Genomic DNA, 25,069 nt, shown 5'->3' with positions numbered 1-25,069 from the left:
GTGGCTGGCACAGCCTTTGCAATAGTTTGACCAATCGATCAAATCACATGGTCAAACAATGCAGACAGCCCCCGACACCGCCAGCGCCACCCGCACAGAACACACGTTCGAGCTGATCCTGCAGCGCAGTCAGATGCGCTTGCCTGTTGGCCCTGGCGAGAGCATGGCCGACGTGCTGCAGCTCGCTGGCGTGCCGCTGGAAACCCTGTGCGAGCAGGGCGTGTGCGGCACCTGCGTGACCCGCTGGCTGGACGGCGAACCCGACCACCGCGACAGCTGCCTGAGCGTTGCAGAGCAAGCCACCCACGTCGCCGTGTGCTGCGCGCGCAGCCACAGCGCCACGCTCACGCTGGACCTGTAGGCCCATCTCCCACAACCCGAAGGACCCCCGCCATGCGCATCCTCGTGATCTATTGCCACCCGGTAGAGACCAGCTACAACGCCGCACTGCACACCGAGGTGGTGCAGCAGCTGCGCGGCGCGGGCCATGAGGTGGACGACTGCGACCTGTACGCCGAGGGCTTCAACCCCGTGATGACACGCGAAGAGCGCCTGGGCTACCACGAGGTGCCCAGCAACCAGTTGCCCGTGCAGGGCTATGTGGACCGCTTGCTCTGGGCCGAGGCGGTAGTGTTCTGCTTTCCCACCTGGTGCTTTGGCATGCCGGCGATGCTCAAGGGCTTTTTCGATCGCGTGCTCATGCCCGGCGTGGCCTTTGACATCAGCGACCCGCACAACGTCAAGCCCTCGCTCACGCACATCAAGCGCATCTCCGCCGTGGTCACCTACGGCCGCCCCCGCTGGACGGCCCTGTTCATGGGCGACCCGCCACGCAAGTCCATCACCCGCTACATGCGCCTGCTCACCGGCGGCAAGGCGCGGGTGGACTACCACGCCTACTACCACATGAACGTGGCCACACCACCCCGGCTTGCGGCCTTCAAGGCCCGCGTGGGCCAGGCCATGGCGCGCTTTGCATAAGACCAATTTCTAAGGGCCACGGCATGCACGCATCCAGCACTCCCGACCACATCCTGCGCGCACGGTTGCCGCGGTGGCTGCTGCCCACCGCGTGGCCGCAGCAGGGCCACCAGCCCGCACTAGCCGACCTGCACCTGGCCCAGGGCCGCATCGTGCAGGTGCTGCCCCATGGCACCCATCCAGCGCCCCACGGCACGGTGTGGGACGTAGCAGGCGCGCTGGTGCTACCCGGCCTGGTGGATGCGCACACCCACCTGGACAAGGCCTTCACCCTGCCCCGCATGGGTGTGGTCAAACCCGGCCTGCTGGGCGCCATCGAGGCCATGATGGTGGACCGCCAGGGCTGGACCGAAGCCGACATCCACGCCCGCGCCAGCCGCGCGCTGCAATGGGCCTACGACGCGGGCACCGTGCACCTGCGCACCCACTGCGACTGGTGGGAGCCTGATGCACAGCCACAGGCCTGGAACGTGTTGCGCGCACTGGCCCATGACTGGGCCGACCGCATCACGCTGGAGCGCGTGAGCCTGATCCCATTGCACCTGTATACGGAACGCAGCGCCGCCATGCAGCTAGCCACCACCGTGGCCGCCAGCGGCCCCGGCGCCTTGCTGGGCGGCTTTGTGCATTCCACCAACTGGGACCCGCAGGCGCTGCGCCACCTGTTGGAAGCCGCACAACACCACGGACTGAACGTGGACCTGCATGTGGACGAAGAACTGCACCCCGGCGCCCAAGGCTTGGCAACCACCGCTGCACTGCTCAAGGAGCTGCGTTTTGAAGGCCATGTGGTCTGTGGCCACACCTGCGCGCTGGCGGCACAGGATGAAGCCACCGCCCTCGCCACGCTCGATGCCGTGGCACAAAGCCCGATCACGCTGGTCACGCTGCCCATCACCAATTTACTGCTGCAGGACGCCACCACCGGCCGCACGCCGCGCCAGCGTGGCCTGACGCTGGTGAAAGAGGCCCGTGCACGCAACATACCGGTGCTGGTGGCCAGCGACAACGTGCAAGACCCGTTCTGCCCTGTGGGCAGCTTCGACCCGCTGGAGGCCTTGGCCACGGGTGTGCTGGCGGCGCAGCTGGAGACACCTTTCGACCAATGGAGCGAATCGCTGTGCCGCAGCGACTGGCTACGCACCGGCCCCACCGCGCTGCCCCTGCAGCCGGGCGCGGTGGCTGACCTGCTGGTTTTCACGCAGGCCGACCACTGGGGCTTTCCATCGCGCACACAAGGCGCGCAGGGCCGCGTGGTGCTGCGCCAGGGCCGCGTCGCCAGCGGCCATGCACCGGCTGCCTGGCATGTGCCCACCACCCAAACCGCAAGGAGCCTCGCATGAGCACCGCATCTGCCACTGCCACTGCCACCGCCCCTGCACCGGGCATCGCCCAGCCCCTGGCCCGCTACGCCGCATGGCGCCGCGCAGGCGACTTCATCTACCTCAGCGGGATCATCGCCGTGGACCCCGCCGCCAGCCGCATCGTGCGCGGTTACGACGACATCCCGCATGAGGCCGCCACGCTGATTGGCCGCACGGGCGAGTTCAGCACCGACATCAAGGAGGGCCCCATCCTCGCGCAGAGCTGGTATGTGCTCGACCGCATCCGCCAGACCATCGAGGCCGCAGGCGGCCAGATGTCCGACGTGTTCAAGCTGGTGCAGTACTTCAAGAACCTGGACCACTTTCCGCAGTACAGCCGCGTGCGCAAGCTGTTCTTCCCCGGCGAGCCCCCCGCATCCACCGTAGTGGAAGTGAGCGGCATGTTGCCCACGCCCGACATCCTGATTGAGGTCGAAGCCACGGCCTATCTGCCACAGCGCTGATCCACCCCCAACACCTTCACGAAAGTCCTCCATGCTGCACGGCTACAACCCGCCCCACCGCTACCTGCCCTACCTGAGCTGGACCGAGATCGCAGACCTGCCCGACAAGGAAAACACCGTCATCGTGCTGCCCACCGGCGCGACAGAGCAGCACGGCCCGCACCTGCCCTGTGCGGTGGACACCGTCATCAGCGCAGGTGTGGTGGGCCATGCACTCGCGCGCCTGCCGGCTGATGTGCCCGCGTTTGCGATGGCCCCCATCACCTACGGCAAGTCCGAAGAGCACCTGCACTTCCCCGGCACCGTCACGCTGAGCGGCGAGACCCTGCTGGCCACCATGAACGAGGTGGGCGAGTCGGTGTACCGCGCGGGTTTTCGCAAGCTGCTGTTCGTCAACGGCCACGGCGGCCAGCCACAGGTGATGGAGATGTGCGCGCGCGAGCTGCGACTGCGCCATGGCGACTTCATCGTGGTGCCCAGCTTCACCTGGCGGGTGCCGCATGTGGCGGGCCAGTTCCTCTCAGACAAGGAAAAACGCCTGGCCATGCACGCCGGTCATGGCGAAACCGCACTGATGTTGGCCCTGGCCCCCGACACCGTGCACATGGAGCGCGCGGTGGTCAACTACCCGCCCGTTTTTGACTCGCCCCTGCTCTCGCCTGACGGCCGCCCCGCCTGCGCCTGGAGCGCACGCGACTTCGGCCCCAGCGGAATCATTGGCGACCCGCTGCCCGCCACGGCCGAGCAGGGCCACGCCATCCTCGAATCGCTGGCCGTGAGCTGGGCCGCCGCCATCACCGAGCTGCACCAACTGCGGTGGGCACCACGCGCTGAGCCCACCTGGGGCCGTGCCCATCACACCGGGCACATCGAGCACCCGTCCGCATTGGCCTGAAACCTGCGAACGCCACCGCCAATCCTTTTCGCCTTTCCCTTCGTTGTCCCTTCGTTCCACCTCCACCCCCTACCGGAGTACCACCATGATGAAGACCGCCTCCCGCCTTTCCAAAATTGGTGCAACCGCGCTGCTCGCTGTTGGTGCCATCGGCACCATGTCGAGCACCGCCCAAGCGCAGGAAAAGTTCACTTACATGACCAACTGGTACGCGCAGGCCGAGCATGGCGGCTTCTACCAGGCGGTGGCTACAGGCCTGTACAAAAAGTACGGGCTGGACGTGACCATCAAGATGGGCGGCCCGCAGGTCAACATCGTGCAGATGATGGCCGCTGGCCAGGCCGAATGCGTGATGGGATCGAGCGACCTGCAGATGATCCAGATGCGTGAAGGCGGCGTGCCCGTGGTCAACGTGGCCGCTGTGTTCCAGAAGGACCCGCAGGTGCTCATCGCACACGAGGACGTCAAGAAGTTCGAAGACCTCAAGGGCAAGACCATCCTGATCGCATCGTCGGCCCAGCGCGGCTACTGGCCCTGGCTCAAGGCCAAGTACGGCTTCACCGATTCGCAGACCCGCCCCTACACCTTCAACATCCAGCCCTTCGTCGCCGACAAAAACAGCGCCCAGCAGGGCTACCTGACCTCCGAGCCGTTTGCGATTGCCAAGGCGGGCGTCAAGGCCAACACGCTGATGTTCAGTGACCAGGGCTACCCCGCCTATGCCACCACCATCTCGTGCATGGAAAAGACGGTGAAGGACCGCAGCGCCGCCGTGGCCTCGTTCGTAAAAGCATCGATGGAAGGCTGGAAGAGCTACCTGGCCGACCCAGCCCCCGCCAACGCCCTCATCAAGAAAGACAACCCCAACATGAACGACGAGCAGCTCGCCTACAGCGTGGCCAAGCTCAAGGAAATGGCCATGGCCACCGGGGGTGACGCGGCCACGATGGGCATCGGCATCATGACCGACGCGCGCGCCAAGGCCAGCTACGACTTCCTGGTGGAGGCCAAGCTCATCGACCCTGCCAAGGTCAAGCTCACAGAGACCTACACCACGGCCTTCGTCAAAGACCTCAAGGTTCTGCCCTGAGCCCTGACAGCCCTGAAACAGTGGCCGGTGCGCTCCCTTGCACGCCCGGCCGCATCCATCGAAAGGCGACCATGACATCCCCCGCTGACTCTCCGCCACTGGCACACACCCAGGCACCTCTGACCCACTCCACGCCCGCGGTGGAGGTGCTCTCCGCCGAAAAAACATACCCCAACGGCACGCAGGCCCTGCTGCCGGTGGACCTGACCATTGAGGAAGGCGAATTCGTCACCCTGCTCGGCCCCTCGGGCTGCGGCAAGAGCACGTTGCTAAAAATGGTGGCGGGCCTGCTGGAGCCCACCGATGGCCGCCTGCACCTGTGGCGCAAGCCCGTGGCGCAGCTGGACGAGAGCGGCAAAAAGATGGCGTTTGTCTTTCAGTCCCCCACGCTCATGCCCTGGGCCAGTGTGCAGACCAATGTGCGCCTGCCGCTGGACCTGGCGGGCGTGCCGGGTGCCGAGGCCGATGCGCGCGTGACCGAAGCGCTGGCGCTGGTGGGCTTGTCAAAGTTTGCCAACGCCCTGCCCCGCGCGCTGTCGGGCGGCATGCAGATGCGCGTGTCCATCGCCCGCGGCCTGGTCACCCAGCCTGACCTGCTGCTGATGGACGAGCCCTTTGGCGCGCTGGACGAAATCACGCGCCACAAGCTCGACGCCGACCTGCTCAACTTGTGGCGCAAGAAGAAGCTCACCGTGATCTTTGTGACGCACTCGATCCACGAGGCGGTGTTCCTCTCCAGCCGCGTGGTCATGATGGCCGCGCGCCCCGGCCGCTTGGTCGAAGAGTTCCGCATCGACGCGCCCTACCCCCGCACGGCCGACTTCATGGTGTCGCCCGAATTCAGCCGCTACGCCAAGCTGCTGCAGGACAGCCTGCTGCGCGCCAGCGTGGACACCGAGGAGACCGTGGCATGAGCACCCCCTTCCCTTCCGCACCCATGGCGTCGCCCGTGGTCACCGGCCACCCCGCAGCCTCCCCGCGCTCGGCGCCTGCACCAGTCGCTGCCCAACCTGCCACCAAGACAACGCCCAAACGCCCGCCACTCATGGCCCAGCCCCGCGTGCAACGCGTGGTCTACCCCGTGCTGGTCGGCCTGGTGCTGATCGCGCTCTGGCAGGGCCTGGTCACGGCCATGGAGCTGCCGCCCTACCTGGTGCCTTCGCCCATCCTGATGATGAAGACGCTGTTCACCGACTGGGCCGCACTGGGCGGCTCGCTGTGGGTCACAGTCAAGATCACGGTGCTGGCCTTTGTGGTGGCCACCGTGGCGGGCGTACTGATCTCGTTCCTGTTTGTGCAGAGCAAACGCATCGAGACCGCGCTCTTCCCCTACGCCGTGCTGTTGCAAGTCACCCCCATCGTGGCCGTGGCGCCGCTCATCATCATCTGGGTGAAGGACCCGACGGCGTCGATGGTGATCTGCGCCGCACTGGTGGCCTTGTTCCCCATCATCAGCAACACCACACTGGGCTTGCGCAGTGTGGAGCCGGATCTGCAAAGCTACTTCCAGCTCAACCGCGCCACGCGGCTGCAGACATTGCTGCGCCTGCGCATCCCCAGCGCGCTGCCCTACTTCTTTGGTGGGCTGCGCATCTCCAGCGGCCTGGCGCTCATCGGCGCTGTGGTGGCGGAGTTCGTGGCGGGCACCGGGGGCCAAGGTGCAGGGCTGGCGTACCAGATCCTGCAAGCGGGCTTTCAGCTCAACATCCCGCGCATGTTTGCTGCACTGCTGCTGATCTCGCTCACCGGCGTCGCGCTCTTCGTGCTGATGGCATGGCTCACACGCGTCGCCCTGGGCGGCTGGCACGCCAGCGAAACGTCGCACGACTAGACCTTTCACCCCCCATCGCCAACGCACCGCGCGCAGCCACTGGCGCGCGGCACGGGCTTCCTTTTGCCAAAAACGGCCGCCAGAGGCCAAGGAGATACCGACATGACCACCACCGCCCAACAACTGCCCGACCTGCTGCCCGACCTGGACTGGATCGCCGACCCGCTGCGCGTGGGCCGCCTCTCACAGGACTTTGCCTGGTTCAGCCCCGTGCTCAAGCGAGACCTGGCAGGCAAACGCGGCGACATCGCGGTGCGCCCGCGCACAGAAACAGAAATCCGCCAGGTGGTAGCCGCCTGCGCCAGCGCGGGCATCCCCCTCACCGTGCGCGGTAGCGGCACTGGCAACTACGGGCAGAGCACGCCGCTGCACGGCGGCGTGATCCTGGACCTGTCGGGCTACAACGCCTTTGGCTGGGTGCGCGGCGGCGTGGGCCGCGCGCAGTCAGGCATCCGGCTGGCAGACTTTGACGCGCAGGCCAAGCCCCACGGGCAAGAACTGCGCTGGCTCCCCAGCACCTACCGCAGCGCCACGCTGGGCGGGCTGTTTGGCGGCGGCTTTGGCGGTGCGGGCTCCATCAACCACGGCCCGCTGGCCGCGCCCGGCAATGTGCTGGCCGTGCGCGCCATGACGGTGGAGCCCGAGCCCCAAGTCATCGAACTGCGCGGCCCCGAGGCCATGCTGCTGCACCACACCTACGGCACCAACGGCATCGTGTTGGAGTTGGAAGTGGCCCTGACCCCCGCCGTGGCGTGGACCGAATGCATCGCCACCTTCGAGCAGTTTGACGCTGCGCTAGAGTTTGCCGACCGCTTTGGCAGCGCCCCCGGGCTGGAGAAAAAAGAGGTGTGTTTTGTGGCCGCCCCCATCCCGCAGTACTTCACCAGCCTGGCCGAGCACCTGCCGGAAGGCTGCCATGCCGTTTTGGTGGTGGTGGCCCCGCACTCCGAAGCGGGCATGCGCGACATGGTGGCCCAGCACGGCGGCCAGGTCACCTACCGCAAGACGGCCGACGAAGTGGCCAGCAGCCACAAGACGTTGCTCGAATACACCTGGAACCACACCACCCTGCACGCCCTCAAGGTGGACAAGGGCCTGACCTACATCCAGAGCGGCTTCAACCCCATGCACCGGCTCAAGCAAGTGCGCGCACTGGAGGCCGCGCTGAAGGGCGAGGTGATGATGCACCTGGAGTTCTTGCGCACCAAGGAAGGCGCCTTCAACTGCAGCGGCCTGCAGATCATCCGCTACACCACCGAAGAGCGCCTGAACCAGATCATGCAGATCTACCGCGACCATGGCGTGCAGATCAACAACCCGCACGTGTACATCGTAGAAGACGGCAAGCAGAACAACCTGGACCCGGCCGTGGTGGGCATGAAGCGCCGCTTTGACCCGCAGGGCCTGCTCAACCCCGGCAAGCTGCGCAGCTGGTACACGGCCGAACCGACATCCCCCGTGGAGGCGCCTGTGCAGACACCCGTACGCCAAACAGCGTAGGTAAAACGGGTGGCACGTTTCACCCATACAGGTCTCTACCGCTTGCCTGCAGGGCATAATCAGCTACTCATTTCGTAGCAGACCATCACCCCATGTCTTGGCACGCCCGCCTTCAGCTCGACTACACGGCAGAGCACAACGCCCGCACCGTCGCCCGCTACGAGCACAACGGGCCGCTGCGCATCCTGCAAAGCCTGTACCCCGAGGGCGACGCCATCTGCCACAACGTGCTGGTGCACCCGCCCGGCGGTCTGGTGGGCGGCGACACCCTGGACATCACCACCACCGTGGGCCCCGGCGCCCACGGCCTGGTCACCACGCCCGGCGCTACGCGCTTTTACCGCTCCACCGGCCCGCTGGCGCTGCAGCGCAGCCACCTCACCCTGGCCGAAGGCGCACGCCTGGAGTGGCTGCCGCTCGAAGCCCTGTGCTACAGCGCCTGCCATGCCGAAAACCACCTCACGCTGAACCTTGCCCCCGGCGCCGAGTGCATGGCCTGGGACGTGACCGCACTGGGCCTGCCGCATGCGGGTCAGCCGTTTGAACAAGGCCGCTTCACCCAGCACCTGGAAGTGCCCGGCCTGTGGCTGGAGCGCGGCGTCATCGATGCCGCCGATGACCGGCTGCTGAGCAGCCCGCTGGGTTTAGCGGGCCATCGTTGCATGGCCAGCATGTTCTTTGCCACGGGCTCCTCACTGGACCGCGCCCGCCGCGACGCAGCGCTAGACGCTGCCCGTGCAGTGATGGATCAACACCCCCAGGTCAAGGCCACTGCAGGGGCCACCAGCCCCAACGACCGCATGGTGGTGGTGCGCGTGCTGGCACCGCAGGTAGAGCCCGCGATGAAGCTGCTCAAGGCCGTGCGGGTGGCTTGGCGGGGGGTCTTGTGGGGGCTGAATGGAGAGGCGCCTCGGATCTGGGCGATGTGAGAGCCGGATGCGCCAAGGAGCTTCGCTTGCTCTCGGCGCCCCTCGTAGAGCCTCGGATTTGATGTTCGGAGTTCGCTGAACAATCTGTGTCAATTCACTGACACAGGGTGTGTGCATTCAACACCGACGCTTCAAAAGGTCGATTCCGTAGCCTGCGGAGACAGCTTCTGCGCCAGCAAATTTGCCGAATACCGCAGGCGGTCAATGTCCCCATCCGCCTTCACACCGCGGCTGAAGCAGCACAGTGTGCCGTAGACCTTACCCCCAGCAAGGCGCACAGGTGCGCTTAGATGGGTGCCAATCGGAAACCCGGGATCAGGGGCTTTGCCGGACGCGATGTAGGGGGCGGCATTGTCGATCTTCTCGGGCAGGCGGCCTTCCACAACGCGTTGGCACCAGCTCTCCTCGACCGGATCGGACATGCCGGGCTCCAGGGGAGAAAAATCTGACAGGCTGTCCACCGCTTGTATGGTTCGACGGCCATCCACGAATTGAGAGACGAAGGCGACGTCCATGCCCATGCGATTGCGCAACAGTTGCAGAACGGTTGACACCACAGAGGGAAGCTCGTGGTCGGCAGAGTCGCTGGTGGCAACGAGCAGCTCCGTGATGGTGACGTCAAGATCGTCGGGGTTGTAGTCCAGTAGATGCATGCTAATCAGTCTAAGCCGTGACCCCGTAGCCCAGCCGTAAGCAGACGTTTGGTTGCAAAGTCCCATCGCACATGAACGCACCTACCGCAACGGGTGGCTGCGCGAATGCGGGCCCACGCGAAAACGCGCTCGTGGCCGCCCATCCACGCCGGACCGCCAGCGCCGCTACCCGGCTGGTGGAGGCCCCCACCACAACACCAGTCGATCCCGCACACGGCGGCCAAAAGTCCAGGCCACTTCGTCGGGTGTCAGCACAGGGCACAACCGGCGGGCTGTTGCCACCGCTGCAGCAGCGCCCTCCGTGTGCCCCTGACGGTCCAGAACCGCCGCCTCCAGAATGCGTGCCAGATGAAACTTGGGGTCATGCTGCGCGGACGATCGCGCCTCGGCCAGCGCTTCGTCCAGCCGCTCTGCACGCAACAAGAACAGGCCCAGCGCCCACTTCCAGAACCCCAGGCGCCGGTCCCGCGGGCTGAGGCGCATGCCCAGCCGCATGGTGTCGATGCCGCGCTCCAGTTGCCCCTTCAAAACCAGCGATGCTCCCAGTGCCACATGGGCCTGGGCATTGCTCGGATCGATTTCCAGCGCACGCTGAAGCACCTCAATGCCACGGTCGTGGTGTCCCAGGTCACTGAGGGCACAGCCCGCATAGCCCAACACCTCGGAGCTTCCGTCATCCAGTTCGATAGCTTGTTGAGCGGCCTTCAAGACTTCATCGGCAGTACCCGGAGCGTCAGAAGCCAGATATCCGATGTTCATGGACAAGGCCGTCAGCAACGCGTAGTGCGCATGGCCCAAACCGAAAGCCGGTTCCAGCGCAATGCCCTGGCGCAGCTGGGACCGAGCCTCGGTCATCGCATCGCGGCTCCAACCCTGCATCGCGATCGATCCGATCGCCTGGTGGTAGTGGGCCCATACGTTCAGGTTCTCGGGGCGCTGGCGGCGAATGTGGGCGATTTCGGCCCGCGTCAGCTCGGGCTCCAACTCGGACATGATGCCCCGGGCGATGTCTTCCTGCAAATCGACCGCCTGATCGCGGTGGCGGTCGAAGCGGCCACTCCACAAGACATGCCCAGACGCCGCATCAATCAGCTGTGTGGAGACCCGCAAAAGATCCCGGTGCGGGCGGACACTGCCCTCCACCACAAACCGAACCCCCAGCTGGCGAGCCACCTCAGGGAGGGCAACCGCGTTGCCACGAAATGCAAAGGACGACGCCCGGGAGATCAACACAAACCCGGGAACGCGGGCCAACAATGCAATGACGTCTTCCGCCAGGCCGTCGGCCAGAAAGCCCACATGCGGGTCGTCGGACAGCACGCGGAAAGGCAGCACGGCGATGGTCGGTCGGCTGGCAGCGGCCTCCTGGACTGGTCGTGCTGCGCTGGGCTGTAGTGCGTTGCCGGGCTTGGGGGCCAGCGCAAAGCGGTACCCCTTGCCTGGAATCGTGGCGATGGCGCGGGGCCCCAGCAGCTTGCGCAAGGCCGATATCTGTACTGACAGATTGTTTTCTTCCACCACCATGCCAGGCCACACGGCGTCCAGGATCTCGGCTTTGGGCACCACCCTGTCGCGGTGCGCCAGGAGACACACAAGCAGATCAAAAGCGCGGGCACCAATGGCTGCCGCTGCGCCATCCACCAAAAGCACTCGCTCGGCTGGCCGGACTTCAAAGCGGTCAAAGTGATAGTTGTCTTGCATCAGCCACCTGCGACAGCGCCATCGTTAGGAAGATTTAGCGGTTTCTTGCGAACTTTAAAGGACGGGTGTGACCCTGCTCGGTACCGTTGAGGCATGTACCACTCCCGCAGAGAAAGCATCATGCCCACATTCGTGATCGAGCGCACCGTTGCCGGTATTGGCGCAGCCAGTGCCGCAGACCTGCAAGCGCTCTCCCGCACGTCATGCGACGTGCTCAGCAGCATGGGCCCGGACCTGCAATGGATCCAAAGCCATGTGACAGGCGACAAGGTCTATTGCATCTACAACGCCACGAGCGAACAACAGGTGCGCGAGCATGCCCGGCTCAGCGGCTTCCCGGTCGACAGCGTGGCGCGGGTCGTTGCCACCATCGATCCCTCCACGGCGCAGGCCTGATGCCCAGGCCTGGGTCACCCACCCCCACTGTTCAGGAGAATTGACATGACAAGCAGCGTTTACGAAGCCCAGAAGAACTTGCGTGCCCAATACAAGCAGACACCTGCGTCGGCCCTGGTCACCGACGAGGCGTTGACACGCGGTAGCAACCTGGCAGACCCCTTTCATTCGCAGGTTCACGTCGTGAACGGCGGCTCCGCTGCCATACCCTTTGGCGTGCACAGCGGTGTGGGGGGGCCGTATGACGCGCCTTGCCCTGGCGACCTGCTGTGCGCCGCGCTGGCCGCCTGCCAGGAGTCATCGATCCGGATGGTGGCAAACCTCATGGGGATCGAGCTGACCCGGCTGGAAGTTCGCGTCAAAGCCACTGCCGATCTGCGCGGCGCCCTGGGCATCGAGCTCGATGTGCCAGTGGCCTTCCAATCCATCGTCTGCGATGTGCATCTGCTGGCCCACGCGGGCACACCGCCTGACATGCTGGACAAGTTGCGCATCGCGGCCCAGCGGTGTTGCGTGGTGGGGCAGACGCTGCTGTCACCGCCCCCGCTGCAAACCACCTTCCATACCTGAGCTATCAGGGGTGGGCGTGGCCGGGAGCCACGCCAAGAGGAACCCTCTGCGCGTGATAGCGCAGAGGTGCGGTCTGCGCATCAGCCGCCGGGTACCTTCAGCAACCCGTCCGCCTTGAACATCGCACGAATCCCTCGCACCGCCTGCCGAATCCGCGCCTCGTTCTCGATCAGCGCAAAGCGCACATATTCGTCCCCCTGGTCGCCAAACCCAATGCCGGGGGACACACACACCTTGGCTTTGTCGAGCAGTTGCCGCGCAAACTCCAACGAGCCCAGCGCACGATACGGCTCGGGGATGCGGGCCCAGATGTACATGCTGGCCTTGGGGCAGTCCACGGACCAGCCGGCTTCGGTGAGGCCCTTGTAGAGCACGTCACGGCGGCGCTGGTACTGGGCGGCGATGTCTTTTACACACTGCTGGTCACCCTCCAGCGCGGCAATCGCCGCGACCTGCAGCGGCGTGAAAGTGCCGTAGTCGTGATAGCTCTTGATGCGCGCGAGCGCGGCCACCAGGTCGGTGTTGCCCACCATGAAGCCCACGCGCCAGCCGGCCATGTTGTAGCTCTTGCTCAGGGTGAAAAACTCCACCGCCACATCCTTGGCGCCGGGCACTTCCATGATGCTGGGGGCGCGGTAGCCGTCGTACACGATGTCGGCATAGGCCAGGTCGTGCACCACCAGGATGTCGTGCTTCTTGGCCAGAGCGATCACGCGCTCGAAGAACGACAGCTCCACGCACTGCGCCGTGGGGTTGCTCGGAAAGCCGAAGATCATCATCTTGGGCTTGGGGTAGCTGCCGCGGATGGCCTTTTCCAGCTCGGCAAAAAAGTCCACATCGGGCGCCACGGGCACGCTGCGGATATCGGCACCGGCAATCACCGCGCCATAGATGTGGATGGGGTAGCTCGGGTCGGGCACCAACACGGTGTCGCCCCGGTCCAGCGTGGCCAGCATGAGGTGGGCCAGGCCTTCCTTGGAGCCAATGGTGACGATGGCCTCGGTGTCGGGGTTGATGTCCACCGCGTAGCGGTCTTTGTACCAGTGGCTGATGGCGCGGCGCAGGCGCGGGATGCCTTTGCTGGCGCTGTAGCCGTGGGTGTCGGGCCGCTGGGCCACTTCGGTGAGCTTGGCGACGATGTGCGGTGGCGTGGCCCCGTCGGGGTTGCCCATGCTCATGTCGATGATGTCTTCGCCCCGGCGGCGGGCGGCGAGTTTGAGCTCGGCCGTGATGTTGAAGACGTAGGGAGGAAGGCGATCGATGCGCGCAAAACGGCGCTTGCCCTGCGATGCAGACATGCGGTGTGACTTTCACGTAAGCGCCCGGAACCGTCCGAGCGACGTGGCTGGCAGAAAGGCCAGCCCGCGTTCAATGTAGCGCAGAACGCGGTGTTCGTTTCCCCCGCTGCGGCGGTGTCGCGCCACCGCTACGGTCACACTGTGGCGGGTTTTGTGCTCCGTTCGCTCGCCATGGACCACGCAAAGATCCCGACGCCACCGAGGCCCAGCACCACGCCCACCCAGCCGGTGGACGTCCACCCCAGTCCGGCCGCGATGGACACGCCGCCCAGCCATGCGCCCAGTGCGTTGGCCGCATTGAAGGCCGAGTGGTTGAGCGCGGCGGCCAGGGTCTGGGCGTCGCCCGCCACGTCCATCAGCCGGATCTGCAATGCGGGACCGATGGCGACCACCGTGCCGAGGAAGAAGGTGGCCAACGCCGCACTGATGGGGTGGTGCGCGGCGGGCACAAACAGCGCCATCACCACGATGGACCACAGCAACACCTTGCCGATGGCGGGCATCAGCGCCTTGTCGGCCATGCGCGAGCCCACCAGGTTGCCCGCCACCATGCCCAGGCCGAACAGCGACAGCACGAAGGGCATGAGCGCTGGGGGCATGCCGGCCACTTCCAGCAAGGTGGGCTTGATGTAGCTGAACACCGCAAACATGCCACCAAAACCAATGGCGCCGATGCCCAGCGTGAACCACACCTGCTTGCGCGCCATGGCGCCCAGCTCGCGCAGCGGGCTAGCGCCATGCGATGCAGGCATGTCGGGCACCCACAGGCGCACCATGACGACGGCCGCCACGGCGATCAGCCCCACGAAGACGAAGGCCGCGCGCCAGCCGAAGTGTTCGCCCAATGCGGCAGCAATCGGCACGCCCACGAGGGTCGCGGTGGTCAGCCCCAGCATGACCCAGCCCACAGCACGCGCCCGACGCCCGGGCGGGGCCAGGGCTGCAGCCACGAGGGCCGCCACACCAAAGTAGGTGCCATGCGGCAGGCCGGTGAACAATCGCATGGCGCTCAGCGACAGATAGCCCGGCGCCAGCGCTGATGCGAAATTGCCCAACGCATACACCACCATCAGCGCCATCAGCAGCGCGCGGCGCCCCCAGTGGGCGCACAGCACGGCCAGCACCGGCGCGCCCACCACCACGCCCAGGGCATAGGCGCTGATGACATGGCCGGCCTGCGGAATGCTCACGCCGATGTCCCGCGCCACCTCGGGCAGCAGGCCCATGATGACGAACTCCCCCGTGCCGATGGAAAATCCGCCCACCCCCAGGGCCAGCACGGCGCGCACCAGGGTGCGGTCGTCGGTGGGCGTGTGGGCGATGGGGGAAGACGCGGAGGACGTGGGAGACAAGGGCGCGGTCATGGCGGCAGCAGGCGAACGCCGCACCGGCACGGGATGCGCCAGCGCAGGAGATATAACCAATACAGGGGGATGGAAAAGAAACGGAGTTACATGGGTAAACCCGATTTTCGTAACCATAGCACTGTATGCGTTGCCTTGCAGGTTGGAGGGCATCTGTAACCCGCGCGAGCACACAGAACCGCCGGGGCTGCTACGCTGGCAGCCCGCCCCACCCCACCCCGCCCGGCCTTTGCGCCCACCCAAGGACTGCGAATGACGACAACCCAGAGCCCTGCAGACAGCGTGGCCGGCACCGTGAAGGTGCTGGCGTTCGACATCTTTGGCACCGTGGTGGACTGGCACGGCAGCATCGTGCGAGAGATGCAGGCCCTGCACCCCGCCGTGGATGCAGATGCCTTCGCGCTCGCCTGGCGCGGGGGCTACCAGCCGGCCATGGCGCGTGTGATGCGGGGCGAGCAGGGCTGGACGCTGATCGACGACCTGCACCGGGGCATCCTGGACGAGATCCTTCCGCGCTTCGGCCTGGCGCATCTTTCCGAGCCCGAGCGGCGCCACCTCAACCGGGTATGGCACCGGCTCGATGCCTGGCCCGACAGCGTGGAAGGCCTCACGCGGCTCAAGACGCGCTTTACCATCACCTCGCTGTCCAACGGCAACATAGGCCTGCTGACCAACATGGCCAAACGCGCCGGCCTGCCCTGGGATTGCGTGCTGAGTGCCGAGGTGTTCAAGGCCTACAAGCCCGACCCGGCCACCTACCTGGGCGTGGCGAAGGTGTTCGACCTGGCCCCTGCCGAGGTCGCGCTGGTGGCCACCCACCATGACGACCTGGCCGCCGCGCGCGGCTGCGGCCTGCACACGGCCTACGTCGAGCGTCCCCACGAGCTGGGCGCGGCGCGCCCCAAGGACGAAACGCCGCAACCCGGCAACGACCTGCATGCCACCAGCCTGGTCGACCTGGCGCGAATGCTGGGCTGCTGAGCTGACGACGCCGCGACGGCGTTTTCGGCGGCGGTCAGTGCGCCACCAGCAACTGCACAAACATCTGCACTTTGGCGCGGCATTCGGCGCTGATGGAGGTGAACTCCAGCCCGGCCACCCATTCGTCGCCCTCCTGCTTGAGGGTGATGACGCGCGCGTACACATCGGCCACGCGGTAGTCCACCAGCGGCAGTTCAAACTCCAGCTTGATCTCGCTGTGAGGTTCCAGCGGCTCGATCAGCTCCACCAGCAGGCCGTGGTAGCCGATGTCGCGGATGGCACCGTGCACGATGTGCGGCACCACGATCTTGTCCTGCATGCGCTGGCACAGGCAGGGCAGGCGTGCATCCACGCGGTGGCTGCGGCGGAACTCCTGGCGGGGCACCTTGAGCTTGTGCGACGGGATGGCGATCAGCTCGCGCAGGCTCACCGGCTGCGTGCGCCCCTTGACGAACACCTGCATGGGTGCGGACGCCGACACCAGCCCCCAGCAGCGTTGGTAGGTGGAGTCGCTGATGAGCACCTGGCCGCGCAGGCTCAGCGCCTCGATGCGCGAAGCCAGGTTCACCGCCTCACCGATCACCGTGTATTCGGAATACACGTCCGAGCCAAAGCGCCCGGCCATCACGGTGCCCGTGTTCACGCCAATGCCCAGAAACACCTCGGGCAGGCGCTCGGTCAGGTGGGCCAGGTTCAGTTCGCGCATGGCGATCTGCATCTCCACCGCGCACAGCAGCGCGCGGTCCACATCGTCGTCGCGGGCCACCGGTGCACCAAACAGCACCATGATCGAATCGCCCATGAACTTGTCGATGGTGCCCTGGTACTTGAACACCACCTCGGACAGCCTTGCCAGGCAGCGGTTGAGCGCTGCGATCACTACCGACGCTGGCTGCGAGCCCGACAGTGCGGTGAACCCGCGCAGGTCGGCCAGCAGGATGGTGACCTCGCGCGGCGCCACCTCCAGGCCGTTGGCGGCTGCGCCTTCGGGGTTCTCCATGCCGTGCAGGATGCCCGCCATCTCGGCCTGCGCCGCCTCGCCCAGAGGCTTGCCGGTCTCGCGTTCGATCAGGGCCTGCAGGCGGCGCACCGCATCGTGGTGGAATTCTTTGTGCATGGTTGTCTGGGGCGTGGGGCGGCCGGTGGTTCGGTGTGGGGAACAAGGGCATCACCTGCCCTGCCGCACCCAGAATAGGCGCCGCCCCACGGCTGGTCAACCGGTGAAAACACTCCGGGCACCACCACGGCAGCAGGCGCCATGACCCCCTGCACGCACTGGGAGATGGCTGGTCGAGGGGCCGCCGCGAGGGAGCCGCGCGACAAAGGGGCCAGATTCAAAAATCAAGCCTTTCCGGACTCAAGTGCTAGAAATACTTGCGCCAACAGCTATTAAATAAATAGCAATCAATCATCCCATTTCGTCGCTCGGGCGCGAGGGGATCCGGGGCCATTGCCCTCGTGCTCGATGCGCTGGCGCTCCACACACCGAAACGCCTCCTGCGCACTGTCGTAGTCCCAGCGCTCTGCATACCGGGCCTGCATGTCGGCCACGGCGCCCGATGCCTCCATGCTGAGCACCACCAGGCTGTTGGGGCTGCCATGGCGCAGGCGGTGCGACACCGCCGTGCCCGCGCTGCTGGCCCACAGCCCGGGCAGTGGCTGCAAAAGGCACGGCTGGTGCACGTGGCCCGATAGCAGCATCTGCGCCCCGGCCATGCGCCAGCGCTCCACCGCCTCGTCCGCACGGTGGGGGCGGTGAGCGCGGTCCTCGGCGTCGCGGGCCACCAGGGGGTGGTGGCTGGCCACGATGCGCCATGCGCCAGGGGGCGCGCGTGCCAGCAACAGCGCCACATGCTCGATCTGCGCGGACGACAGGCTACCGCGCTCGTGCCGCCAGGCGCGCGTGGTGTTCACGCCCACCACGTAGAACGCGCCCATCTGCCGCACGGGTTCCTGGTCCATGCCGAACTGCTCGGAGAACCGCTCATACGACCGGCCCCAGCGCATCCACCACGCAAACAGGGGCAGGTCGTGGTTGCCCGCCAACACCAGATTGCTGCGCGCATGCAGGCCCTGCACAAAGCGCGCGGCCTGTTCAAACTGCCCGGCGGTGGCGCGCTGGGTGAGGTCGCCCGACACCACCACCATCGCCACCCCCAGGCGCTGCGCCAGCCGCTGGACGGCCGCACACACCGCAGCGTCGTGCGCGCCGAAGTGCAGGTCCGACAGGTGCATCAGAACAGTCATGGCGGAGGACCGAAGGCAGCGGGCGGGCCGTAGGGCTGGCGCATCACGCAGGCAACAGGCCGGGTGCAGCGGCGCCCGGCGCAGGCGCCTCGGGCTCTACCGTGACGGGCAATGGCTCGGCCGCGCGCGGGGGCGGTGCACCGTCGCGCTGCAAGGGGCTCGGTGCCACCAGCCACAACGGCCGCGCACTGATGCGGAAATGCAGGGGCGGCGTCATCCATTCGCGCTCGCCGTCAAACGCCACCTTGACCTGCGGCGGGCGCCAGCTGGCGGGGGTCACGGTCAACTCGGAGCAGGCCATGCTGACCACGGCGTTGTCCTTGTCCAACTGGCCGGTGGCCGCGTTCCACACGGTGCGAGCGATGGCCCAACGACCTTGCGGCTTGAGCATGACCACGGCCAGGTGCCCTCCATCGGCCACCTTTTGTGCCTGGGGCAGGCCCATGCGGTCCAGTTGCAGGGGGTTGTTGCCCACAAACAGGGTGGTGACCAGATGCTCTTCCTGCTGCGCTGCGGCGCCCTGGTGCGTCTTCGTCACCACACGCCAGCGCCGGCCCGACGCGGGGCGGAACAGGCTCCACACCGCGGCGGCAACAGCCACCCAGCGCTTGCGGCCAAAGCGGCGCGATGCCATCTCACGGTCGGCCAGCATCTTGGGGTACAGCCCCACGCTGGCGTTGACGACAAACAGGCGGCGGTTCACAAACCCCACCTGCACGGCCCGCAGGTCGCCTGCATGCAATGCCTGCAGCAGGTCTTGCACGGCGGTCTCGGGGTCGAGTGCCAGTCCGTGTTCGCGGCTGAAGTAGTTGAACGTGCCCATGGGCACCACACCCAGCGGCACCCCGGCACGCAGCGCCGCCGACGCCACGGCGTTGATGGTGCCGTCGCCCCCGGCGGCCACCACCAGCCCGCCGTCGTCCTGTGCGGCCTGTGCCGCACGCTCGGCCAACTGCACGATGTCGCCGCGCCGGTCGGGCACGTGCCAGACCACGTCGTGCGCCTGCAAGGCGGGCACGCCCTCCAGCTTGGCACGCAGCAGGTCCAGGTCGGCACCGGGCCGCCGAGGCACCACCAGGTGGATGGGGCCACGGGGCTGGGGAGGAAGGGTGTGTTCCGAAGGTGTCATGCAAAAACTCTGCAACAAACAAGAGCAACCCCACAGCGTGCAGACCCAATTGCAGCGGCCGGTCCTGCCCGAAGGCCTGAACCACGCCACCAGCGCCTACACGGACTACAGGGCACTCCATGGTGGCAAGCGATCGTGCGCCGCGCAGCCGGTAGCCATGCCTTCCGTCTGTCAGCCTGCGCCGACAGCTGCCTTGAAGGCGCAATACACCCACCATTCAATGGGATGCTGGGAACTTCGGTACAACCCCTGGCTTCTCTCCATGCGCCCCTGACCACCCCTGCAGACAGAAAAGGACGATCTCTCCCCATGACCACAACCCCCGGCGCCCTGGCCGCCACCGACATTGGCGCCCTGTTGGCACAGCACCCCGTAGGCTGGTGGATGGCAGGCGTGCTGGTTTTTGCTTTGCTGGGCGCCGTGGCGTTGACCGGTCTGCGCAGCCTGCGGCAACACGCGGGCGCACCGCTGGGCCGCGTGTTTCCAGCGCAAGCGCGCTGGGTGCTGGTGGCAGCCATGGCCGTCTCGGCGTGCGCTCTGGTGATGGCCGGTGCCGCCATGGCTGAGCTGGCGGAGAGCGGGCGCGCCCAGGGCACGTGGGGTGCGCTGGACGATGCCCTGGCCGCTGGCCTGCAAGCGCAGGCATCGGCCGCCGTGCTGCGGTGGTTTGCCGCCCTTACCCACCTGGGCGACACGTGGGTGCAGACCGCTCTGGCACTGGGCGTGGCCGCCGCGCTGTGGCTGCGCCGGCACCGCCTGCTGGCCACCGGCTGGCTGGTGGCGATGGCTGGCAACGGCGCGCTGACCAAGGTGCTGAAAAACCTGTTCGAGCGCGTGCGGCCCGAGCACACGCACGGTATTGCGGAGGCCAGCGGCTACAGTTTTCCCAGCGGGCACAGCAGCGCATCGATGGTGGCCTACGCCATGCTGGCCTACCTGGCCACGCGGCTGCTGCCCCGCGCCTGGCACCTGCCTGCGGTGGTGCTGGCCGGTGCGCTGATCTTCACCACCGGCTGGAGCCGGGTGGTGCTGCACGTGCACTACGCCAGCGACGTGCTGGCGGGCTGGCTGCTGGGCGGCACATGGATGGTGTGCACGGTGCTGCTCATGGAGAGTGTGTCGCGCTGGCGCAGCCCAGCCCTCGGCGCTGTGGCGCAACAGCCATGAGCCGTCAGATGGCGACGAGGTTGCGAATGCCCTTGGCTTCCATCTCCGAGCCCGGCCCGCGTGCGATGACCTCACCGCGCTCCATCACCAGGTACTCGTCGGCCAGCTCCTGCGCAAAGTCGTAGTACTGCTCGCACAGCAGGATGGCCATCTCGCCCTGGTCGGCCAGCATGCGGATCACGCGGCCGATGTCCTTGATGATGCTGGGCTGGATGCCCTCGGTGGGCTCGTCCAGGATCAGCAATCGCGGGCCGGGCGCCAGTGCACGCGCAATGGCCAGCTGCTGCTGCTGTCCGCCCGACAGGTCACCGCCCCGGCGCTTGAGCATCTGCTTGAGCACGGGGAACAGTTCGTACAGGTGCGGGGGCACGGGGGTGGAGCCGCTTTTGTAGGCCAGGCCCATGCGCAGGTTTTCTTCCACGGTGAGGCGGCCGAAGATTTCGCGGCCTTGGGGCACAAAGCCAATGCCAGCGCGCGCCCGGTCGTAGGGCGTGGCCTTGTCGATGGGCTTGCCGTCAAAGCTGATGCTGCCGCTCTTGATGGGCACCAGGCCCATCAGGCTTTTGAGCAACGTGGTCTTGCCCACGCCGTTGCGGCCGAGCAGCACGGTGACCTTGCCCGGTGTGGCGGTGAGGCTCACGTCACGCAGGATGTGGGAGCCGCCGTAGTACTGGTTGATGTTCTGGACGGTGAGCATGGTGACTTGGAGTGTTTTGGGCCGCTAGCGCTATTTCAATATGCGCTGGCAGCTATACTTTTGATAGTGAATACCTTCACCGGCCGAGGTACACCTCGATCACGCGCTCGTCGGCCTGCACCTGGTCGAGCGTGCCTTCGGCCAGCACCGAGCCATCGCACAGCACCGTCACTTTTTCGGAGATGGTGCGGATGAAACCCATGTCGTGCTCCACCACCATGAGCGAGTGTTTGCCCTTGAGCGTGAGGAACAGCTCGGCCGTGCGCGCGGTTTCTTCGTCCGTCATGCCCGCCACCGGTTCGTCCAGCAGCAGCAGCTTGGGGTCCTGCATCAGCAGCATGCCAATCTCCAGCCACTGCTTCTGCCCGTGGCTCAGGTTGCCCGACTGGCGCGTGACGCTGTCGGCCAGGTGGATGGTGTGCAGGATCTCGGCCAGACGGTCCGACTGCGCGGAGTTGAGCCGAAAGAACATGCTGGACTTCACGCCCTTGTGGGTCTTGAGCGCAAGCTCCAGGTTCTCAAACACGCTGAGCTGCTCGAACACCGTGGGCTTCTGGAACTTGCGGCCAATGCCCAGGCTCGCGATCTCGGGCTCGTTGTGGCGCAGCAGGTCGATGGTGGAGCCGAAGAACACCGTGCCTTTGTCGGGCCGCGTCTTGCCGGTGATGATGTCCATCATCGTCGTCTTGCCCGCGCCGTTGGGGCCGATGATGCAGCGCAGCTCGCCAGGAGCGATGTCCAGGCTCAGGCCGTTGATGGCCTTGAAGCCGTCAAAACTCACGTGAACATCTTCCAGGTAAAGGATGCGGCCATGGGTCACATCCACCTCGCCCGGCACCGCCACGCGCGAGAAGCCTGCCGCGCGGCCGCCCGACTCAGTCTGGCCCAGTACAGCGGGCGCCAGCGTCTTCTGCAGCCGCCGCGCGCCTTCTTCCATCAGATCGGGCGTCATTGCGCAGCTCCCTTCGTGGTTGTCATTTTTGCTTTGAGCTTCTTGACCAGGCCCACCACGCCATCGGGCAGGAACAGCGTCACGGCAATGAACAGCGCGCCCAGAAAGTACAGCCAGAACTCCGGCGCCGTCACCGTGAGCCAGCTCTTGGCACCGTTGACGATGAACGCGCCCACGATGGGCCCGATGAGCGTGGCGCGCCCGCCCACAGCCGCCCACACAGCGATCTCGATGGAGTTGGCAGCGCTCATCTCACCCGGGTTGATGATGCCGACCTGCGGCACATACAGCGCGCCCGCCACGCCGCACATCATGGCGCTGATGGTCCAGATGGTGAGCTTGTAGGGCAGCGGCGAGTAGCCCGAGAACATGACGCGCGTCTCGGCATCGCGCACGGCCTGCAGCACGCGACCGAACTTGCTGCGCACCAGCCAGCGCGCCAGCAAAAAGAAGCCCAGCAACGTGACGCCCGTCAGCACAAACAGCGTCATGCGCATGTTCTGCGTGGCAATGGGCGTGCCCAGGATGCGCTTGAAGTCGGTGAACCCGTTGTTGCCGCCAAAACCGGTTTCGTTGCGGAAGAACAGCAGCATGGCCGCATAGGTCATGGCCTGCGTGATGATGGAGAAGTACACGCCCTTGATGCGCGAGCGGAAGGCGAAGTAGCCGAAGACGAACGCGATGACGCCCGGCACGGCCACGATGAGGATCAGCGTGGCGATGAAGCTGTCGGACAGCGCCCAGTGCCAGGGCAGTTCCTTCCAGTCCAGGAACACCATGAAGTCGGGCAGGTCGCTTTTGTAGTTGCCGTCGCGGCCAATTTGGCGCATGAGGTACATGCCCATCACGTAGCCACCCAGCGCAAAGAACAGGCCGTGGCCCAGGCTCAGGATGCCCGTGTAGCCCCAGATCAGGTCCATGGCCAGCGCGCAGATGGCGTAGCACATGATCTTGCCAAGCAGCGCCACGGCGTAGTCACTCAGGTGGAACATGCTGCCTGCGGGCACCCACAGGTTGAGCACGGGGGCCACGGCGCACACCACGACGAGCGCCACGATGAAGGCCGACCAACCGCCGCGCGTGAGCAGCGGCGCCGGTGCAGGCAGTGGGAGGTTGGGAGAGGTTGGCGTAGTCATGATCTGTCGTCTCTGATGCTTCAGTCGGCCGTACGCCCTTTGACCGCGAAGATGCCCTGCGGCCGCTTCTGGATGAAGATGATGATGAACACCAGCACTGCAATCTTGGCCAGCACCGCGCCCGCCCAGCCTTCGAGGAACTTGTTCAAAATGCCCAGGCCCAGCGCGGCATACACCGTGCCCGCCAGCTGGCCCACGCCGCCCAGCACCACCACCATGAAGGCATCAACGATGTAGCTCTGGCCCAGGTCGGGCCCCACATTGCCCACCTGGCTCAGCGCGCAGCCAGCCAGGCCGGCAATGCCCGAGCCCAGGGCAAAGGCCATGGTGTCGATGCGAGCGGTGTTCACGCCCATGCACGAAGCAATGGGGCGGTTTTGCGTCACGCCGCGTACGAACAGGCCCAGGCGCGTGCGGCCAATCAGGTAGCCCATGCCCAGCAGCACGGCGATGGCAAAGCCGATGATGACGAGGCGGTTGTACGGCAGCGTGAGGTTGGAGAGCACCTGCACCCCACCGCTCATCCACGCGGGGTTTTCCACACCCACGTTCTGCGCGCCAAAAATCGTGCGCACCAGCTGCATCAGCACCAGACTGATGCCCCAGGTGGCGAGCAATGTCTCCAGCGGGCGGCCGTACAGAAAGCGCAGCACGCCGCGCTCCAGCACTGCGCCCACAGCGGCCGATGCGCCAAACGCCAGCGGCAGCGCGGCCACCAGGTACCAGTCGAACGCGCCCGGAAAGTACCTTTGAAAGATGCCCTGCACCACATAGGTGGCGTAGGCGCCGATCATCATCAGCTCGCCATGGGCCATGTTGATCACGCCCATGAGGCCGTAGGTGATGGCCAGGCCCAAGGCGACGAGCAGCAGGATGGAGCCCAGGCTGATGCCCGAGAACGCAGCCCCCAGCCGCTCGCCCCAGGCCAGCTGGCCTTCCATGGCGCGCAGGGCGGCCTGCAGCGCAGCCTTGACCTTGGGGTCTTCTTCGACCGTGACGCGTTCGTTGAGCAGCAGCCGCGTATCGGGTGTGGCGCTGAGCGACAGTGCCTGCGCCGCAGCAATGCGCTGAGCCGCGTCGTCGCTGCCCAGCAAGGTGGCGGCGCGGGCCAGCTCCAGCTGGGTCTTGATCTTGTCGTTGGTCTCCTGCGCCAGTGCCTTGTCGAGCAGGGGCAGTCGGCCCGCATCAGGCTCCTTAGTCAGCGCCTTGGCGGCAGCCATGCGCTGGGTTTCGTCCTTGCCAAACAGCGCCAGGCCCGCCAGGGCCGTGTCGATCTCGCCGCGCATGCGGTTGTTGTTGATGATGTCTTCGGCATCGGCGGGCACAGGAACCTCGGCGCCAGTGACAGGGTCGATGCCCTTGTCATCACGCACGATCAGCGCCTTGCCGTCGGCCACCTTCACCGCATCGTCGGCCAGCGCCTGCAAAAAGGCAGCGGTGCGTTCGCTGGGTTCCACCACGGCCTGCTGCACGGCGGCCACGCGGTCGTCGGTTTCGCCGGCGGCCATGGCCAGGGCCTGCTCGGCGGTGAGTGCGTACGCCTGCGCAGTTGCACACAACACAGCGCAGGCGATCAGACGGGAGAAAGAAGAGAAAAGCATGGAAGGGCCAGTGGGTGAAAGAAACGACCAGCCTCTGCGGTGAGCGCAGCCCATGCCAGCGCCCCCGCGCAAGGGCCGCCCCGCCGCGCTGGGGGCGTCCCCCTCCCACGCGCAGCGTGAGAG

At 66.2% G+C, this 25,069-nt stretch carries 25 protein-coding genes and 1 pseudogene; 15 read left to right on the top strand and 11 right to left on the bottom strand.

Features of this window, described 5'->3' with window-relative positions:
* Positions 1-58 precede the first annotated feature (58 nt).
* The 10 genes from C8C99_RS20385 (at position 59) to C8C99_RS20340 (ending at position 9,054) form a co-directional block, all read left to right on the top strand.
* Positions 59-361 carry a 2Fe-2S iron-sulfur cluster binding domain-containing protein gene (locus C8C99_RS20385; protein ID WP_108626718.1) on the top strand — a complete coding sequence of 101 codons (303 nt, stop codon included), beginning with the start codon at positions 59-61 and terminating at the stop codon, positions 359-361.
* 32 nt (positions 362-393) lie between these two features.
* Complete coding sequence (locus tag C8C99_RS20380; RefSeq protein ID WP_044398955.1) at positions 394-981, top strand: NAD(P)H-dependent oxidoreductase; 588 nt, start codon at positions 394-396, stop codon at positions 979-981.
* A 23-nt stretch (positions 982-1,004) separates the two neighbouring features.
* The gene (locus C8C99_RS20375) at positions 1,005-2,324 is read left to right on the top strand and encodes an amidohydrolase family protein (protein WP_108626717.1); all 1,320 of its coding nucleotides are present in this window, start codon (positions 1,005-1,007) and stop codon (positions 2,322-2,324) included.
* On the top strand, positions 2,321-2,809 hold the full coding sequence (locus C8C99_RS20370) for a RidA family protein (RefSeq protein ID WP_108626716.1): 489 nt from the start codon (positions 2,321-2,323) through the stop codon (positions 2,807-2,809). Before C8C99_RS20375 ends, C8C99_RS20370 begins: the two co-directional genes overlap by 4 nt.
* Positions 2,810-2,840: 31 nt before the next feature.
* A complete protein-coding gene (locus C8C99_RS20365; RefSeq protein ID WP_108626715.1) occupies positions 2,841-3,704 on the top strand; it encodes a creatininase family protein in 864 nt (287 codons plus the stop codon).
* Positions 3,705-3,789: 85 nt separating this feature from the next.
* Complete coding sequence (locus C8C99_RS20360) at positions 3,790-4,794, top strand: ABC transporter substrate-binding protein (protein WP_108626714.1); 1,005 nt, start codon at positions 3,790-3,792, stop codon at positions 4,792-4,794.
* A 71-nt stretch (positions 4,795-4,865) separates the two neighbouring features.
* Positions 4,866-5,708: an ABC transporter ATP-binding protein gene (locus C8C99_RS20355; protein WP_233247273.1), complete on the top strand. Its 843-nt coding sequence runs from the start codon at positions 4,866-4,868 to the stop codon at positions 5,706-5,708.
* A complete protein-coding gene (locus tag C8C99_RS20350) occupies positions 5,705-6,625 on the top strand; it encodes an ABC transporter permease (protein WP_108626713.1) in 921 nt (306 codons plus the stop codon). The genes C8C99_RS20355 and C8C99_RS20350 overlap by 4 nt, the downstream gene beginning before the upstream one ends.
* Positions 6,626-6,727: 102 nt before the next feature.
* Complete coding sequence (locus C8C99_RS20345) at positions 6,728-8,125, top strand: FAD-binding oxidoreductase (RefSeq protein WP_108626712.1); 1,398 nt, start codon at positions 6,728-6,730, stop codon at positions 8,123-8,125.
* A gap of 92 nt (positions 8,126-8,217) precedes the next feature.
* On the top strand, positions 8,218-9,054 hold the full coding sequence (locus C8C99_RS20340; protein ID WP_056641471.1) for an urease accessory protein UreD: 837 nt from the start codon (positions 8,218-8,220) through the stop codon (positions 9,052-9,054).
* Between the two features lie 131 nt (positions 9,055-9,185).
* On the opposite strand, the gene C8C99_RS20335 is transcribed toward C8C99_RS20340, so the two are convergent.
* Both C8C99_RS20335 and C8C99_RS20330 read right to left on the bottom strand, forming a co-directional pair.
* Positions 9,186-9,707 carry a GAF domain-containing protein gene (locus C8C99_RS20335; RefSeq protein ID WP_056641468.1) on the bottom strand — a complete coding sequence of 174 codons (522 nt, stop codon included), beginning with the start codon at positions 9,705-9,707 and terminating at the stop codon, positions 9,186-9,188.
* A gap of 165 nt (positions 9,708-9,872) precedes the next feature.
* The gene (locus C8C99_RS20330; RefSeq protein WP_108626711.1) at positions 9,873-11,408 is read right to left on the bottom strand and encodes a winged helix-turn-helix domain-containing protein; all 1,536 of its coding nucleotides are present in this window, start codon (positions 11,406-11,408) and stop codon (positions 9,873-9,875) included.
* 120 nt (positions 11,409-11,528) lie between these two features.
* Here C8C99_RS20330 and C8C99_RS20325 point away from each other — a divergent pair, with 120 nt between their 5' ends.
* Positions 11,529-11,804: a DUF4242 domain-containing protein gene (locus C8C99_RS20325; protein ID WP_108627250.1), complete on the top strand. Its 276-nt coding sequence runs from the start codon at positions 11,529-11,531 to the stop codon at positions 11,802-11,804.
* Positions 11,805-11,849: 45 nt separating this feature from the next.
* Entirely contained in the window at positions 11,850-12,374 is a 525-nt protein-coding gene (locus C8C99_RS20320; protein WP_108626710.1) for an OsmC family protein, read from the top strand.
* Positions 12,375-12,454: 80 nt separating this feature from the next.
* Here the strand turns inward: C8C99_RS20320 and alaC are convergent, their stop codons facing one another.
* Both alaC and C8C99_RS20310 read right to left on the bottom strand, forming a co-directional pair.
* Positions 12,455-13,672 carry an alanine transaminase gene (alaC, locus tag C8C99_RS20315; RefSeq protein WP_108626709.1) on the bottom strand — a complete coding sequence of 406 codons (1,218 nt, stop codon included), beginning with the start codon at positions 13,670-13,672 and terminating at the stop codon, positions 12,455-12,457.
* A 134-nt stretch (positions 13,673-13,806) separates the two neighbouring features.
* Complete coding sequence (locus C8C99_RS20310) at positions 13,807-15,036, bottom strand: MFS transporter (RefSeq protein WP_108627249.1); 1,230 nt, start codon at positions 15,034-15,036, stop codon at positions 13,807-13,809.
* Positions 15,037-15,288: 252 nt separating this feature from the next.
* Between C8C99_RS20310 and C8C99_RS20305 the strand changes: the two genes are divergently transcribed.
* A complete protein-coding gene (locus tag C8C99_RS20305; RefSeq protein ID WP_108626708.1) occupies positions 15,289-16,017 on the top strand; it encodes a haloacid dehalogenase type II in 729 nt (242 codons plus the stop codon).
* Between the two features lie 34 nt (positions 16,018-16,051).
* Here C8C99_RS20305 and C8C99_RS20300 read toward each other — a convergent pair whose 3' ends face one another.
* Positions 16,052-17,134, bottom strand: a complete 1,083-nt coding sequence (locus tag C8C99_RS20300) for an adenylate/guanylate cyclase domain-containing protein (RefSeq protein WP_056060658.1) — start codon at positions 17,132-17,134, stop codon at positions 16,052-16,054.
* 287 nt (positions 17,135-17,421) lie between these two features.
* Positions 17,422-18,264 carry a metallophosphoesterase gene (locus tag C8C99_RS20295; RefSeq protein WP_199226467.1) on the bottom strand — a complete coding sequence of 281 codons (843 nt, stop codon included), beginning with the start codon at positions 18,262-18,264 and terminating at the stop codon, positions 17,422-17,424.
* A gap of 191 nt (positions 18,265-18,455) precedes the next feature.
* Between C8C99_RS20295 and C8C99_RS24460 the strand changes: the two genes are divergently transcribed.
* Complete coding sequence (locus tag C8C99_RS24460; protein WP_369818051.1) at positions 18,456-19,073, top strand: hypothetical protein; 618 nt, start codon at positions 18,456-18,458, stop codon at positions 19,071-19,073.
* On the opposite strand, the pseudogene C8C99_RS24455 reads toward C8C99_RS24460, so the two are convergent.
* Positions 19,070-19,393: pseudogene (locus tag C8C99_RS24455) on the bottom strand (diacylglycerol kinase family protein); the annotation flags it as partial. The gene C8C99_RS24460 and the pseudogene C8C99_RS24455 sit on opposite strands and share 4 nt — an antisense overlap.
* 309 nt (positions 19,394-19,702) lie before the next feature.
* Between C8C99_RS24455 and C8C99_RS20285 the strand changes: the two are divergent.
* On the top strand, positions 19,703-20,560 hold the full coding sequence (locus tag C8C99_RS20285) for a phosphatase PAP2 family protein (RefSeq protein WP_108626705.1): 858 nt from the start codon (positions 19,703-19,705) through the stop codon (positions 20,558-20,560).
* 4 nt (positions 20,561-20,564) lie between these two features.
* On the opposite strand, the gene urtE is transcribed toward C8C99_RS20285, so the two are convergent.
* The 4 genes from urtE to urtB all read right to left on the bottom strand — a co-directional run bounded on the left by urtE (position 20,565) and on the right by urtB (position 24,946).
* Complete coding sequence (gene urtE, locus C8C99_RS20280) at positions 20,565-21,257, bottom strand: urea ABC transporter ATP-binding subunit UrtE (protein ID WP_108626704.1); 693 nt, start codon at positions 21,255-21,257, stop codon at positions 20,565-20,567.
* Positions 21,258-21,333: 76 nt separating this feature from the next.
* On the bottom strand, positions 21,334-22,209 hold the full coding sequence (gene urtD / locus C8C99_RS20275) for an urea ABC transporter ATP-binding protein UrtD (RefSeq protein WP_108626703.1): 876 nt from the start codon (positions 22,207-22,209) through the stop codon (positions 21,334-21,336).
* Positions 22,206-23,345: an urea ABC transporter permease subunit UrtC gene (gene urtC / locus C8C99_RS20270; RefSeq protein WP_108626702.1), complete on the bottom strand. Its 1,140-nt coding sequence runs from the start codon at positions 23,343-23,345 to the stop codon at positions 22,206-22,208. Before urtC ends, urtD begins: the two co-directional genes overlap by 4 nt.
* 20 nt (positions 23,346-23,365) lie before the next feature.
* Entirely contained in the window at positions 23,366-24,946 is a 1,581-nt protein-coding gene (gene urtB / locus C8C99_RS20265; protein ID WP_108626701.1) for an urea ABC transporter permease subunit UrtB, read from the bottom strand.
* Positions 24,947-25,069 lie beyond the last annotated feature (123 nt).

Source organism: Acidovorax sp. 107, assembly GCF_003058055.1.
Lineage (GTDB): Bacteria > Pseudomonadota > Gammaproteobacteria > Burkholderiales > Burkholderiaceae_C > Acidovorax.
The sequence above is the reverse complement of the archived record's forward strand: the minus strand, read 5'-3'. Positions and strand labels throughout refer to the sequence as shown.